Origin of the sequence: Paenibacillus tundrae, assembly GCF_036884255.1 — a bacterium.
In the GTDB taxonomy this organism is placed as follows: Bacteria; Bacillota; Bacilli; order Paenibacillales; family Paenibacillaceae; genus Paenibacillus.
Genome location: NZ_CP145605.1, coordinates 462,725 through 476,191 on the forward strand (window position 1 = coordinate 462,725; position 13,467 = coordinate 476,191).

A 13,467-nucleotide genomic window follows, 5' to 3' on the forward strand; every position below is an offset into this window, starting at 1 on the left:
TAGGAGAGATAAACATGACTAAACCGATACGTAATTCGGCGAAAGCTGTGATTGTACAAGATGGACGATTGCTCGTGATTCGTGTGGAGGATCAGTACGGTACAGCGTATATTTTCCCTGGTGGGGGACAAGAGAAATATGAAGAGTTGAAAGACACCGTACTACGTGAATGTCTTGAAGAGATTGGACAGGCAGTTACGGTCGGGGACTTGATGCACATTCGGGAGTATATCGGTAAAAATCACGAGTTCGCCGAGTGGGATGCGGACTATCATCAGGTCGAATTTTATTTTGCATGTAGTTTAATCGATCAGGCTGCTACGAGCTATGAAGGCTCTAATCCAGACAATCATCAGGTTGGTGTGGAATGGATTGCACTTGAAGACCTGGCTAAGATCCGTTTATATCCGAAAAAAATCGGAGAGATGCTGCTCGCACAGGACTCCTCCAAGATCTATCTTGGCGATCTGAACTAACAGTAGCTAATCGAATAGATGCGCCCGTATTAATATGTAAACATTTTTATAAATAAAATTTCCAGTATTGTCACGTTTGCAATCCGGTTCATGGATTCACCAATGATGAGGTGGGTACACTATAAGTACAGGCTTATATACAACTCCCCAAACTCGAAAGGAGCAATTCCCATGAACCGGACTGAATTGGAACAGAACATTGTAAAGGCATTAGAGAATAATCCGTTTTGTAGCTTCTCAACAGTGGAAAATGGCAAACCCAAATCTCGTTACATGGCTCTGTTTAACGATGGAATGAACATTCATCTCGCAACGAATCGTCGTACTCATAAGGTAGAGGAACTGGAGAACAATCCGAATGTAAGCCTTCTGCTTGGATATGAGTCGGGTGGCTCCAAAGAAGTTGTTGAGGTTGAAGGAACGTGTGAAATTACGAAGAATGAAGCTTTGCGTGAGCAGGTGTGGAATGATGAATTGAAGGCATGGTTTGACGGTCCTCAGGATCCGAATTATGTCATTCTGGACATTACACCAACGCGGATTGAATATACAGGGAAAGATCATGAACATCAAGTGTGGGAACAATAAGATTCGTACTTATGAATCACCTTTTGCGAACGATGCGTGAATGCACTGTTTCGGAAGAGGTTTCAACCGTGAGGCCATGTGGCTTCGCGGTTTTTTGAGGTTAGACATAATCGTTCTAAAATGGATATACATGTAAGATAGGTGTAATATACGTATTTGGCACGGGGAATAAACTATTTTTACATAAATACGCGAGAAATTTGTCGAAATTACGCATGATTATGTAAAGTGATGCAGGTATGTGCGGATAACGTAAAAAAATAAAGCTTTTCAATGACTTCACATTGCGGTATTATTTGGAATGTAAACGACACGCACAGATATGAATAGATGTTCATGTGAGATAAACTAACCTGAGGTTTTGATGGGTTCATCAGAAGCTCAGCACGCACAACCCATGGAATCTATCTTGGTCTGCGCTTGTTCGTTTGCGTACTAATGCATGATTAATGTACATAACCGGGAGGGGTTATTTTGAAAAAGAGTAAGAAAGTATTATCAAGCCTGACTGCCGCTTTGATTGCATTTAACGTGCTTGCGGTATTTCCAGTACCTGTATCGGCAGCAGACGCTGCCAAAGTTAAATTGCGGATTATGGAAACGACAGATATTCACGTCAATCTGCACAACTACGACTATTATTCTGACAAGGAAACCGATCAATATGGACTGGCTAAGACAGCAACCCTGATCAAAAATGCACGTGAAGAAGCGAAGAACAGCCTGTTGTTTGACAATGGTGACTTGATTCAAGGGAACCCGCTGGGGGATTATGTTGCCAAGATTGATCCGCTGAAAAAGGGTGAGACTCACCCTGTATATAAAGCAATGAACCTGCTTGATTATGATGCAGGGAACATTGGTAACCACGAGTTTAACTATGGGCTAGATTTCTTGGATATGACGCTGGAAGGCGCTAATTTCCCTTATATCAATGCCAATGTATACATCGATGACGGTGATGATGATGAGACAAATGACAAGAACTACTTCACACCGTATGAAATTTTGGACAAAAAAGTAACGGACGAAGATGGCAAGGAGCACACGATCAAAGTGGGTGTAATTGGCTTTGTTCCACCGCAGATTATGCAATGGGATAGCGCTAATCTTGAAGGCAAAGTCATTGCCAAAGATATTATCGCTACTGCGAAAAAATTCGTTCCACAAATGAAAGCTGAGGGTGCCGACATTATTGTGGCTATTCCTCACTCCGGTTTCGAGGATATCCCTCAAACAGACCTGATGGAGAATTCCGTATTATATCTGAGCCAAGTTGAAGGCATTAATGCGATCTTGTTCGGACATGCCCACAAAATTTTCCCGAGTGCTGATTTTGCAGGCAAAAAAGGTGTAGACCTTGAAAAAGGTACAATTAACGGCGTTCCATCTGTTGAGCCAGGTTTCTGGGGAGATCATCTTGGCATTATCGATCTGGATCTGGAGCAAGTAGACGGCAAGTGGAAAGTAGTGGATTCTTCTACAGAAGCACGCCCGATCTATGACACAGCGAACAAAAAACCGTTGGTGGATGCTGACCAAGAGATCATTGACGCTGTTCACGAAGAGCACGAAGGTACACTTGAGTACGTTCGTGGCCCGGTTGGTGAGACAACTGCACCAATTAACAGCTACTTCGCACTGGTTCAGGACGATCCATCCATTCAGATCGTAACCAATGCACAGAAATGGTATGTGGAGAAACATCTGCAAGGAACAGAGTATGAAGATATTCCTGTGTTGTCTGCTGGAGCACCATTCAAAGCAGGCGGACGTTCAGGTGCTTCGTACTATACGAACATTCCTGCAGGAACAATTGCAATCAAGAACGTAGCGGATCTGTACGTATATCCTAATACGGTACATGCCGTTGAGATCAACGGCGCTGAACTTAAAGAATGGCTCGAATGGTCTGCGGGACAATTCAATCAGATCGACCCTGCCAAAGGTGGACAACAGCAATTGATCAATATGGACTTCCCAACGTATAATTTTGACGTTATTGATGGGGTGACGTATCAGATCGATGTGACACAACCGGCGAAATACGATGCCAAAGCAACAGTTATTAATGAATCTGCAAGCCGGGTTAAAGACCTGAGCTTTGAAGGCAAACCGGTTGATCCAGCGCAAAAATTCATTGTAGCTACCAATAACTATCGTGCTTCTTCATCTAAACTAGCAAATCCAGATGGTAAACGCATCGTTCTGGCTGCACCGGATGAGAACCGTCAAGTGATCATTGATTATATCCGTGAGAACAAAACGATCAACCCAACAGCTGATGGGAACTGGTCTTTGGCTCCAATCAAACCATCAGCAGGTGTAACTGCAGCAGCATTGAATGACCTTGAAGTGGTATTTGCTTCTTCTCCAGATGCGAAAGCTCTGGTTGAAGCTAATCCAGCGATGTCCTTCATCGGCACGAACGAGGATGGTTTTGCTGAATATGGTTTGAAATTGACAGGTGACGCTGCAACGACTCCTGGAACAGGAGTTGAACCTGCTCCAACGCCATCACCGGCACCTACGCCTACTCCGGCTCCAACACCTAAGCCACAACCTGAAAAACCTGCTAAGGACAACGTTGTATATGTGGTGAAAAAAGGAGATAACTTGTACCGCATCGGTTTGAAATATGGTGTGGACTGGCGCAAACTCGTAACGGCAAATGCAATTAAAGATGTGCACAATTTGAAAGTTGGACAGAAAATCATAATTCCTGCTTCCTAATATGCAGCATTGCGACCGACAGTCTTGAGACTGTCGGTCTTTCTGATTGCTCGAAAGTTCAATTCCCGTCATAGAGGAAGTCACCAAAACAGTAGAGATTAATTTCAACACCCGTGCTATAATATTTACAAACTTTGGGTATATACTAATAACATTAATGAATGGCAAGGGGGTCCTACATGAATTGCAGTGGCTGCAGTCCAATTTATCCGATTGAGGATCAAGGTACTCTGTATCTGCGTCCGTTTTCCCCCATGTTGCTGGAAGCGCTGCAAACGCAGGGGATGAGTATCGAGCATTCAGATCACTATATCTGGGTGCATTTTGACAATCTTGATATGCTGCAGAGTGAACTGGAGAAGATCGGGAGGCTGGATTCATCCGTATTGGAGGCTATCTCGTTTCAAGTGAGAGCGATGCGAGAGCAGGCAGACCAGGAAGACTGGATTAGTCTGGGGCTGCTGGAGAATCGGTTCAAGCATGCAGATATGGTTTCCGTTATTTTAGAGAAAAAATTCAGTAGCCATATGCAGCCCATTGTGGATGCTTCACAGCAAATTATTGGATATGAATTCCTCCTTCGTCCTGCTGAGAATGGAAGATCATTTAATGCCTATGAATTGTTTGAGATTGCTCGGGATACGGGCTTGCACTCCTTTCTAGACCGGACAGCACGGATCTCCGCCATCGAGACGAGTTCCGTTTTTTTGCCACAAGGAATTAAGCGCTTTGTTAACTTCTTGCCTTCCTCTATATACAACCCCGAATACTGCTTGACACATACATTTGAAGTGATTGAACGATTAGGACTTGACCCTAAGGACTTTGTCTTTGAAGTTGTCGAAACCGAGCCGATTAAGCATATGGATGCCTTACAACATATATTTCAGGTATATCGGAATCATGGGATGTCTGTAGCGCTGGATGATGTGGGAGCCGGATTTTCGACGATCGAGCTGATGAATCGGTTGGAACCGGATTTTGTCAAAATTGATCGGAGTCTCATAGATCATTGTGACGATGATCCTGTGAAACAGCAGAAAATCATACATATTGTCGAGATGTCTCGACGATTTGGCGGCCAAGTGCTTGCTGAAGGCGTGGAGCGCATCGAAGAGTTTGATTTTTGTCGTTCTGCCGGCATAGAGCTGGCACAGGGATATTATTTTGGGAAACCTTCAGCACAGCCTCCAACCTATTCGAATTGAAAATATGATCAATACTCAATATGCCCTTAAACCTCGAACAAGTCACTTCGTCTAGAAGCTGGCTTGTTTGGCATGCAACGTCCATTTTTATATCAAATAATTACCCCCATCTAGCCGATATATAATATAGGCCTTTAAGAGTAGTCCATACATAAAAGAGAATGAGGGCAATTCAGATATTTGAGGGGGAGAAACTTGATGAGCCAGGATCAAAAACAAACCAAAGCAGCTAAACCGGCTAAACCAAAAAATAATAAAAAGAAAACTAAGAAGAAAGGCTTTGTCTGGAACATAAGGAACAAACTATTGGTTTCGTTCTTGGCGGTTCTGATTCTGCCTAGTATAGCGATCGGCTTCGTGACGTTAATTATTGCTGAGGACAGTGTGCAAGAACAAATGATGGATAGTGCCGTGCAAAGTGTGAGTACAGCGAATTCCATCGTGGAGAGCCAAGTGAGTTATAAAATCAACGACATTAATTATTTTGCCGATTCTCTTGATTCAAGCTTAATTAAGGGAGAGAACGATAGCACTGAGCTTCAGGCGAAGTTGGAACAATACCTGGGTTTACACCCGGATGCAAATAATATTTTTGTAGGTACGACAGAGGGAGTTATGGTTCGGGGAAAACCGACGGAAAGTAGCTTGCGGGGCGATGCTTACGATCCAAGGGAACGGGAATGGTACAAGCTTGCGATGGCGAAGCCAGGCACTGCCGCTGTGTCAAATGTATCCCTTAATACGGATGGAAAAGCCGTTGTATTTATTTCCAAAACGTTGAGCGATCAATCTGCTGTAATTGGTCTCTCCATGGATCTGACGGATCTGCGTGAGCAGGCATCCATCAGGGTAGGTAAAGAAGGCTATGTCATTATTATGGATGCCAACAAAAATTATGTCGTTTCTCCAGTTGTGGAAGCTGGTACGCAGGAGAAAAGCGACACCTTAAATGAAATGTACGAGAAGCAAGAAGGACAGTTCGATTACGTGTACAATGATCAGTCGAAAATGATGATTTTCTCTACCAATGAAGCAACAGGCTGGAAAATTGCCGGCACGATGTTCAAGAGTGAAGTAACCGAAGCGAGTAAAGATATTCGCATGGCAACATTTATTGTCATTCTGGCTGCTACCTTCCTTACGCTCATCTTTATCATCTGGTTTACGCGCTCCATGCTGCGTCCAATCAAACGACTGCAAGAATCAGCTAGAGCTGTAAGTAAGGGTGATCTGACTGTCAAAATGGAAACAGGTCGCAAAGATGAAGTGGGCGACTTGGCGAAATACTTTGAACGGATGGTTGATAACCTACGCATGATGATTCTTGGTGTACAGGAAACGACAGAGCAAGTATCGGCTTCTTCACAGGAATTGTCCGCTAGTGCAGAACAAACAACCAAAGCGATTGAGCACTCTACGCTGGCGGTACAGGAGCTTGCCGAAGGTGCAGAGCAGCAAGTGAAGAGTGTCAAAGAAGGTTCAGGCCAAATGAGCCGTATGGCGGAAGATGTACGTCTTATGTCTGAACGTGTGCAATCTATTACTACGAATATGCGTCATACCTCTGGTGCGGCTCAATCAGGTAACGAGGCAGCAAGCGAAGCGATGGAGCAGATGAATAGCATTCAGGAAACGGTAGAACAACTGGCGACGGTGGTGCAGTCCTTGAATGCACGTTCCGTAGAGATCGGTAGCATGGTTGATGTCATTGCTTCCATCTCCAAACAAACTAACCTGCTCGCACTCAATGCATCCATTGAAGCGGCAAGAGCGGGTGATGCAGGTCGAGGCTTCGCGGTTGTAGCTGGAGAAGTGCGTAAGCTTGCTGAGGAATCCGGAAGCTCTGCGGCACAGATCGGGGAATTGGTTCATAACATCCGAACGGATATGGATGCAGCCCTTCATGCGATGAATGCAGCTCAAACTCGTGTAGGCGATGGTATTCAAGCGGTAAATACATCAGGACAATCATTTGCTCAGATTCGCACTGCCGTAGAAGACGTTGTTCATACACTTGATGATCTGTCCGAAACAACGAAACAGATGGAACACGGCGCATCTCAAGTCGCGCAAGCGATGAATGATATTTCCATCGTAACGCAAGAATCGGCGGCGAACACCGAATCCGTCTCGGCTTCGTCTCAAGAACAATTAGCATCTGTTGAAGAGATTGCTTCATCTTCTGCACATTTGAACAGCATGGCTGAACAGCTCCAAGGACTCTTGGGCATGTTCAAAATGGTAGAGGATACGCCGAAGAAAAGCGACAAATCCTAGTTGATAACGGATTAACGATCTACACCATCTACTGCAAGAAAATAAAGATAGACAATCCTCCTGTTGCCCTGTATAACTAGATCGTCTGGTTATTCCGTACCGGTTGCGGTGTAATCGTATAATAGAAGAATTTAGGGGCGCAGGAGGATTCATGACATATATAGCGATCTTAATATTTATTTTAACCATTACACTGGTTATCTGGCAGCCGCGAGGGCTCGGGATTGGTTGGTCTGCTATGGGTGGAGCGGTCCTAGCGCTGCTCTGCGGTGTTGTCAGCTTAAATGATGCATCGGATGTCGCTTCCATCGTATGGAACGCAACGCTAGCCTTTGTCGGCATTATTATGATTTCATTAATCCTGGATGAGACGGGGTTCTTCGAGTGGGCAGCGCTACATATGGCTAGACTTGCTGGAGGCGATGGACGCAGGTTATTCATATACGCGATCTTGCTTGGCGCGGCTGTGTCTGCACTCTTTGCCAATGATGGCGCAGCGCTTATTTTGACACCAATCGTCTTGGCTATGGTAAGAGCGCTCAAGTTTGATGAACGCATGGTGCTGGCTTTTGTCATGGCCAGTGGCTTTATTGCGGATACAACATCACTGCCTCTCGTCGTCAGTAACTTAGTTAACATCGTATCTGCTGATTATTTTGGCATTACGTTTCTGGAATATGCGGTGAAGATGATTGTGCCCAATATATTTTCCATTGTCGCGAGCACAGTGATGTTATTTTTGTTTTATCGTAAAAGCATACCGCTCCGTTATGACATCACCGCTGCGCGTGATCCAAAGGAAGCTATTCGCGACCCACGTGTGTTCCGCATTGCATGGTTCATGTTGGTGCTATTGCTGGTTGCGTATGCGCTAAGTGAGTTTCTTCCGATTCCAGTTTCGGTTATCGTAGGTGCTGTAGCACTGCTATTTGCTTGGCTTGCGCGTAAGAGCGAAGCCGTTAATTTGAAACGGGTAGTGATGGAAGCACCGTGGTCAATCGTTGTATTTTCCGTTGGTATGTATATCGTCGTATACGGGCTTCGTAACGCAGGTTTGACCGATCATCTAAGTCGCTGGCTTGATGCAATCGCAGAACATGGGGTGCTGGCAGCATCTGTTGGTATGGGTGTCATTGCTGCAGTGTTATCCTCGGTGATGAACAATCTGCCTACCGTACTGATTAACGCATTAGCGATCCATGGGGCGAATGCCGAAGGTGTTGTGCGAGAAGCGTTAATTTACGGTAATGTGATCGGTTCTGATCTGGGTCCCAAAATGACGCCGATCGGCTCGCTTGCAACATTACTATGGCTACATGTGTTATCGCGTAAAGGTGTGAAGATCACATGGGGATATTATTTCAAGGTTGGCGTGATCTTAACCATTCCAACATTGTTAATTACGCTTGCGGGGCTGGCATTATGGTTGTGGATTCTAGGTTAGTAAAAATGATTTTACATTAATAGCTTCTATACAATCTGATCAATTGTAAAAAAAATCAAAACAAAAACTGCTCATAGTTTGGTGCTGATGCACTCACTGTGAGCAGTTTTTTTTATTTTGCCGATTGGTGTCTGGAATAGCGCTAATTTTTGTGCGATTTCTCGTCTATTTCTTTTTGCTCTTATATAGAAGAAACAACTCTTACTCCGTTGTAATGAAATTTTACAAAGACCATCTAGATCAGGCGAGCATAATGCATTAAACAGGACCAGCCTCTCCTGAGTTCCATCGCTAATTGTTAAGCACCGTTAACAATGGGCGGTGGAGCAATTCATTGTAGGCCTGGTCTTTTCTGCCCTCCTCCTAGGCTGTAGATTGAGAGGTTTGGGAATCTCATCAGCGCTGACATAGCGCAGGGAACGGAACGATTGTGGAAAAGCGGAGCGTTCGCCTTTATCCCCGGATGTTTTCCTTGGAAAAAACAAATTATATACATCAGGGGATAACAGCGATTGAAACAACGTCCGTTCCCGGAGCGACCTACTCAGCGATGGAGTTTTCCAATTATTTTCCAATAACAGCCTACATTTTTAACATTGCGTTTACAAAACAATGATTTTGAGATGACATACCGAAACTACAATGATTAAAGAGTTGATGGTGAACACACAAATTCACAAAACGCCATCACCAAATTGGGGGAGGAAAACAAAACTATGTTTAAAAAGTTGCCGTTTATTTTGATGACCTTGTCGTTCGTACTCGTGCTCGCAGCATGTGGATCGAACAATAACGCTGGAACAGAGGGTTCTGCAAGCAATGGATCAGGCGAAGCTGCTACTGAACTTAGCGGTAACATTCTGGCTGTTGGATCTACAGCATTACAACCTCTGGTTGAGCAAGCTGGACAGAAATTTATGGCAGTTGACGAATATAAGAACGTAACAGTACAAGTGCAAGGCGGCGGTAGCGGTACTGGTCTGACACAAGTATCTGACGGACAAGCTACAATCGGTAACTCTGACGTATTTGCTGAAGAGAAGTTGGAAGACGAAGCAAAAGCAAAAGAATTGGTTGACCACCAGGTAGCAGTTGTAGCGATTGCTCCAGTTAGCAACAAAGATGCAGGTGTTGAAGACCTGACGAAGCAACAATTGATCGACATTTTCTCCGGTAAGATCACGAACTGGAAAGACGTTGGTGGCGCGGATCAAGCAATCGTTATCGTTAACCGTCCTGGTAGCTCCGGAACTCGTGCAACATTCGAGAACTTCGCACTGGGTACAAAAGTAGAAGATATCCAAGGTTCTATTCAAGAAGATTCCTCAGGTACAGTTAAGAAATTGGTTTCCGAAACGCCAGGAGCTATTGGATACCTTGCACTTTCTTACCTGGATGACAGCTTGACAGTCCTGAAATACGAAGGCGTAGAAGCATCCGTTGAGAATGTTGAAGCTGGAACATACCCAGTATGGGCTTACCAACACATGTATACAAAAGGCGAGCCGGATGCAGCTACAAAAGCATTCCTTGATTACATGCTGAGTGACGAAATTCAACTGACAGACGTTAAGGAACTGGGCTACATTCCAGTATCCGGTATGAAAGTTAAACGCGATGCAACTGGCGCAGTGACTCAATAATCTTTGAACTTGCTCATACAGCGAGAGAGGCGGACCTAGGTCCAGCCTCTTTGCGCGGTTTATGAAATAATCCCATATTTTACATTAATTCTACGATGAAGGATGGTTGTTATGGAACAGACCGAAGGGGGAACGGTAATGAACAGCAACATGAAACCTCGCCGGCCCTTGAGAGAGAAACATTACTGGGAAGATTGGACAGGTCGTATTTATACGTCGATTTGTGTCGTTTTTCTGATCGTTGTTATGTTTTCCATTGTGTATTTTGTGGCGTCCAAGGGTCTGACGACCTTTTTCCGGGATGGCGTGAGTTTACGTGAATTCATATTTGGAAGAACGTGGAACCCGTCTGCGGAACCATCAGCCTATGGAGCATTACCGTTCATCACGGGTTCCTTTACAACCACCTTGCTGGCGGCTTTGATTGCAAGTCCACTCAGCCTATGTGCAGCGCTCTTTATGACGGAGATTGTACCGGGCAAAGGGAAAAAGATCTTACAACCTGCGATTGAGCTGTTGTCTGGGATCCCGTCTGTTGTTTATGGATTTATCGGTCTGAGTGTAATTGTACCTTTGATGCGTACTCTTTTCGGTGGAGCCGGCGTCGGGATCGCAGCTGGATGTTTGGTTTTGGCCGTTATGATCTTACCTACAGTAACAAGTATTATGGCAGATGCGCTCTCAGCTCTTCCTAAAGGGCTTCGTGAGTCTTCTTATGCTCTAGGTGCTACACGTTGGCAAACAATCTATCGTGTCATCATCCCAACAGTTCTGCCAGCGTTGTTGACAGGGGTTGTATTGGGTATGGCTCGTGCATTTGGTGAAGCTCTGGCTGTGCAGATGGTTATCGGTAACGCACCACATGTACCGACATCCCTGCTTGAATCGGCTTCAACGTTAACAAGTGTTATCACATTAAGTATGGGTAATACGACAATGGGATCGGTTCATAATAATGCGCTCTGGAGTATGGCACTGGTATTGCTCGTAATGACCTTTGTATTCGTTATTCTGGTTCGCTTGCTTGAAAGGAGAAACCGGGTATGAGAATGAAGGCCAAAACAGTAGATAAAATTGCTACCTATGTCATCGTTGTGCTCGCACTGTTCATCGTTGCATTGTTGCTTGGGTTACTTGGTTTCATCTTGGCACGAGGAATTGGTCATATTGACTGGAACTTCCTGACTAGTGCACCGCAGATGCTCAAAGGTGGGGGCGGTATTGGTCCGCAGCTCTTCAACTCGATCTTCTTGCTCGTATTAACACTCATTATTACGATTCCGCTCGGATGGGGCGGAGGAATTTATATGGCGGAGTATGCCAAGCCAGGACGCATTACAAGCTTCATTCGCTTGGTCGTTGAGGTATTGTCATCTTTCCCGTCAATCGTTATCGGTTTGTTCGGACTCTTACTCATTGTAAATACATTTGGCCTGGGCTTCTCCCTAATCTCAGGTGCGATGGCGCTTGCGATCTTCAACTTGCCACTGATGGTACGGACGACTGAGCAGGCATTCCGTGCAGTTCCTAAAGAGCAGAAGGAAGCTGGATTGGCACTTGGCTTGTCCAAGTGGAAGATCATCACATCCATCTTGTTGCCTGTAGCTCTACCGAGCTTGATTACGGGTACGATTTTGGCTTCTGGTCGGATCTTTGGTGAGGCGGCTGCCCTCATGTTTACAGCAGGGATGAGTAGCCCACCGCTGGATTTCACAGATTGGAATCCAACGAGCCCTAGATCACCGCTCAATCCATTCCGCCCAGCAGAGACGTTGGCCGTTCATATCTGGAAAGTTAACAGTGAAGGCATTGGCCCAGATTCCAAGGAAGTTGCAGCAGGTGCATCCGCAGTCCTTGTCATTCTCGTGCTGGCTTTCAATCTAAGTGCACGCTGGATCGGTCGGGTTGTATACCGTCGCATGACAGCTTCGAAATAAGGAGGAATCCCACATGGCCATACCTTTTGGTACGGAACAGTTAAGCATATATTATGGGCATTTCCAGGCGGTTAAACAGATTAGTCTGGCATTCCCTGAAGCGAGCGTGACGGCCCTTATTGGTCCGTCAGGTTGCGGTAAATCGACGTTCCTTCGTTCGTTGAATCGAATGAATGATGAGATTGCCGGATCTCGTACAGAAGGCCATATCTGGATGGACGGTAATGACCTGAACGAGCCGGGTACAGATGTAATCAAGCTTCGCCAGAAGATCGGCATGGTGTGGCAGAAGCCCAATCCATTCCATAAGTCTATTTATAACAATATCGCGTTTGGCCCCCGCTATCGCGGTACGAAGAGTAAAAAGGCATTGGATGAGATTGTGGAAAAAAGCCTGCGCCGTGCAGCCCTTTGGGATGAAGTGAAGGACAGACTTAACGAGTCGGCCTTGTCACTATCTGGTGGACAACAACAGCGTCTGTGTATCGCGCGCGCACTGTCGGTTGACCCGCAGATTTTGCTGCTTGATGAGCCGGCATCTGCACTGGATCCGGTATCTACGGGTAAAGTGGAGGAATTAATTTCCGAACTGAAGAAAGATTTACGGATCGTTATTGTAACGCACAACATGCAGCAAGCAGCACGGATCTCAGATTTTACCGCGTATTTCTATTTGGGCAGCATGATTGAACACGGGAATACAGAGCATATCTTTACCAACCCAGACAATCGCCTGACACAGGAATACATTATGGGACGTTTCGGTTAATGACAACTGGAGTGGTTGGAGAACATCGGAACTAGCGTAGGATAGAACGTATAGAGAAATAAGAGGGCATAATTCTTGGGCGAACGCGCCAGGGGTTATGCTCTCTTTTACATCTATAGGATAGATATCTTCAAGATTTTAGGTGACTATATTATTGGGAAAGTTTGCCGCAGTCAAAACAATCATGCTACGATAATAAGCTGGAAAGAAGGGTATCTTTACCACTCAGGACTTGACCTGATTCGGAAGACGTTCGAGAATGGCAGTATCTTCTTGAATTATATATGTATAACACAGAGATGAAGACATCACGACAACATGCGTCAACCAATGTAATTGGGGCGTCCTGAACTCAGGAGGCTCTTTTTGCGTACGTATTGTTTCATATATTG

Annotated in this window: 10 protein-coding genes; all 10 read left to right on the forward strand. The window is 45.1% G+C overall.

The window, feature by feature from the left end:
- Positions 1-14: 14 nt before the first annotated feature.
- The 10 genes from V6W81_RS02190 to pstB all read left to right on the forward strand — a co-directional run bounded on the left by V6W81_RS02190 (position 15) and on the right by pstB (position 13,075).
- Positions 15-476, forward strand: coding sequence for an NUDIX domain-containing protein (locus tag V6W81_RS02190; protein WP_338541405.1), 462 nt, complete (start codon positions 15-17; stop codon positions 474-476).
- Positions 477-647: 171 nt separating this feature from the next.
- Positions 648-1,064 (forward strand): pyridoxamine 5'-phosphate oxidase family protein, encoded by a 417-nt coding sequence (locus V6W81_RS02195; protein ID WP_145050166.1) that lies wholly within the window; start codon positions 648-650, stop codon positions 1,062-1,064.
- Between the two features lie 474 nt (positions 1,065-1,538).
- The gene (locus V6W81_RS02200; protein ID WP_338541406.1) at positions 1,539-3,797 is read left to right on the forward strand and encodes a bifunctional 2',3'-cyclic-nucleotide 2'-phosphodiesterase/3'-nucleotidase; all 2,259 of its coding nucleotides are present in this window, start codon (positions 1,539-1,541) and stop codon (positions 3,795-3,797) included.
- A gap of 179 nt (positions 3,798-3,976) precedes the next feature.
- Positions 3,977-5,005, forward strand: coding sequence for an EAL domain-containing protein (locus tag V6W81_RS02205; protein ID WP_338541407.1), 1,029 nt, complete (start codon positions 3,977-3,979; stop codon positions 5,003-5,005).
- Positions 5,006-5,203: 198 nt separating this feature from the next.
- On the forward strand, positions 5,204-7,282 hold the full coding sequence (locus V6W81_RS02210; protein WP_338541408.1) for a methyl-accepting chemotaxis protein: 2,079 nt from the start codon (positions 5,204-5,206) through the stop codon (positions 7,280-7,282).
- Between the two features lie 151 nt (positions 7,283-7,433).
- On the forward strand, positions 7,434-8,726 hold the full coding sequence (locus V6W81_RS02215; RefSeq protein ID WP_338541409.1) for an arsenic transporter: 1,293 nt from the start codon (positions 7,434-7,436) through the stop codon (positions 8,724-8,726).
- A gap of 716 nt (positions 8,727-9,442) precedes the next feature.
- Positions 9,443-10,369: a phosphate ABC transporter substrate-binding protein PstS family protein gene (locus V6W81_RS02220; protein WP_338541410.1), complete on the forward strand. Its 927-nt coding sequence runs from the start codon at positions 9,443-9,445 to the stop codon at positions 10,367-10,369.
- Between the two features lie 138 nt (positions 10,370-10,507).
- The gene (gene pstC / locus V6W81_RS02225; protein WP_307218310.1) at positions 10,508-11,416 is read left to right on the forward strand and encodes a phosphate ABC transporter permease subunit PstC; all 909 of its coding nucleotides are present in this window, start codon (positions 10,508-10,510) and stop codon (positions 11,414-11,416) included.
- A gap of 2 nt (positions 11,417-11,418) precedes the next feature.
- Positions 11,419-12,306 carry a phosphate ABC transporter permease PstA gene (gene pstA, locus V6W81_RS02230; RefSeq protein ID WP_128104270.1) on the forward strand — a complete coding sequence of 296 codons (888 nt, stop codon included), beginning with the start codon at positions 11,419-11,421 and terminating at the stop codon, positions 12,304-12,306.
- Between the two features lie 13 nt (positions 12,307-12,319).
- Complete coding sequence (gene pstB / locus V6W81_RS02235; RefSeq protein WP_056703901.1) at positions 12,320-13,075, forward strand: phosphate ABC transporter ATP-binding protein PstB; 756 nt, start codon at positions 12,320-12,322, stop codon at positions 13,073-13,075.
- Positions 13,076-13,467 lie beyond the last annotated feature (392 nt).

Coding starts and splice junctions, on each gene's coding strand:
- V6W81_RS02215 (WP_338541409.1), top strand. CDS start 7,434: ATGACATATATAGCGATCTTAATATTTATTTTAACCATTACACTGGTT.
- V6W81_RS02205 (WP_338541407.1), top strand. CDS start 3,977: ATGAATTGCAGTGGCTGCAGTCCAATTTATCCGATTGAGGATCAAGGT.
- V6W81_RS02190 (WP_338541405.1), top strand. CDS start 15: ATGACTAAACCGATACGTAATTCGGCGAAAGCTGTGATTGTACAAGAT.
- V6W81_RS02210 (WP_338541408.1), top strand. CDS start 5,204: ATGAGCCAGGATCAAAAACAAACCAAAGCAGCTAAACCGGCTAAACCA.
- pstA (WP_128104270.1), top strand. CDS start 11,419: ATGAAGGCCAAAACAGTAGATAAAATTGCTACCTATGTCATCGTTGTG.
- V6W81_RS02220 (WP_338541410.1), top strand. CDS start 9,443: ATGTTTAAAAAGTTGCCGTTTATTTTGATGACCTTGTCGTTCGTACTC.
- pstC (WP_307218310.1), top strand. CDS start 10,508: ATGAACAGCAACATGAAACCTCGCCGGCCCTTGAGAGAGAAACATTAC.
- pstB (WP_056703901.1), top strand. CDS start 12,320: ATGGCCATACCTTTTGGTACGGAACAGTTAAGCATATATTATGGGCAT.
- V6W81_RS02195 (WP_145050166.1), top strand. CDS start 648: ATGAACCGGACTGAATTGGAACAGAACATTGTAAAGGCATTAGAGAAT.